We start from the raw sequence: 1,577 nt of genomic DNA on the forward strand, positions 1-1,577 counted from the left end.
GCAGGCGGCACTGGAGTCCCTCGGGCTCCACGCCAAACGCGTGGGATCGATAGTCCAACCGGGCGAACGGTGGATCGTCATCTCCGCTGACGGCCTCAGTCACGAAGACGAACAGACCATCCGTAAGCAGATCGCCGAAACCACCGCGCAGATTCCGGGGAACGACAAAACTACGTGACATTTCCGGAGCAAATGTCACCGAACCGGAGACTGGGCGCGGATCCAGGTCAGCGGGAGACCGTTCTGAATCAGTTCCGTGCGGAGGTTCTGGTCACGTCGGGTTTCTATTGACTAGACCCATCGGGTATATGTAAATAGTGGACAAAAAGGGGACAAAGCTCCGACCGCTGAGCCCAGGCGGCGAGCGCGCGTGACCAACATGGACAGACCCGTGATGGTGACGCGCACCCACCTCGGCCGACCCGTCGTCGCCATACAGACCGACGGACCGATCACCATCATCCTCGCCGATCACGCCGCACCGGACTGGATGATCGCCGCCGCCACCGACTTCGCGTCCTCGCAGCACGAGCGATACCCCGAGCCTGACCTCATCTAGCGGGCCTCGACGCCGGCACCCTCTCACCGTCCGCCATCCCCAGTCGCGCCCAGGCGTGCGTCCAGTAGAGCCGTGAGCGTCCGATCGCGACGATCGCCTCGGGCTCCAGTGGCGGCAACTCAGCGGCGATCGCAGCTGTCTACCGTTCGCGATTCTCGCTCTCCGAGAACGCGGTCAGGCGAATACGCGAAAAACAGTCATGTCACGATCCTATTCCTACCGGCAGGCATGTATTTATATGCCCACTAATACCGTCAGAGATGTTGGTTTGTTCGCCTCTCGCTGCATCGGCGGATATACAGTCGGTACTCTCGTACCGAGAGCGTATTTCGGTTATGGCTATCGTTACAGATGGGCGATCTGAGTGCGATCACACATCGTTACGTCCGTGGACCGACAGTGACTCGGTGGGGTCGAACGCGCGCGAGGCAAACACGTCCAACCGTCAACGCCCGGCCACCCAGCTCCCGCGCGCTGGATTGAGGCGCCGCAGGTCGTTCCTCGTCCAGCTCCTTCAGTTTCTTGCGAAGGTCGGGCCAAGCCGCTTCTCCAGTGGGCCGGGGCGGCGGCGTAGCGCTCCAGAGGCGGTCCTCCCACCAAGCCGCTCAGCCTGCGCGGTCGCCTTGTGATCCAACCCGCGATCTTCGCGACCAGCTCGGCCGCGGGCGCCCGTCAACCGGTGCCGGCGCGGCCCCCAAGCGCAGGTACTGCTTCGAGCTCGACCAGCCCCTGACGTTGAGCCGTGAACAACGCCGTGAGCGCGCCCCGCCCTCAAGGCCTTCCGATCTGCCCCATTGAGGTGTAACGGAGAGTAGATGTGAGGGTGGGGGCGTCCGCGCCAAGGGGACGCCCCCACCTCCTCCCCGCAGTCTGGCCTTACAGCCACCTTCCCCGCTGCGGGTGCTCGATGGAGGGCTAACGGCGCCCTAGCGACTCGCCCGACCGCATGTCCCCGCCGCGACGACGAAATTCCGTTCCTGCCTCGGTCAGGATGCTATGAATGAATCCGAACGAACGA

General features: G+C 63.5%; 2 protein-coding genes. One reads left to right on the top strand and one right to left on the bottom strand.

Annotated features, from left to right (window positions below):
* Positions 1-370: 370 nt before the first annotated feature.
* Positions 371-559, top strand: coding sequence for a hypothetical protein (locus ACYVIP_RS28215; RefSeq protein WP_460401669.1), 189 nt, complete (start codon positions 371-373; stop codon positions 557-559).
* 915 nt (positions 560-1,474) lie between these two features.
* Here ACYVIP_RS28215 and ACYVIP_RS28220 read toward each other — a convergent pair.
* A partial coding sequence (locus tag ACYVIP_RS28220; protein WP_460401671.1) for a helix-turn-helix domain-containing protein occupies positions 1,475-1,577 on the bottom strand: 103 nt, incomplete at its 5' end.

Source organism: Actinophytocola sediminis (assembly GCF_054779715.1).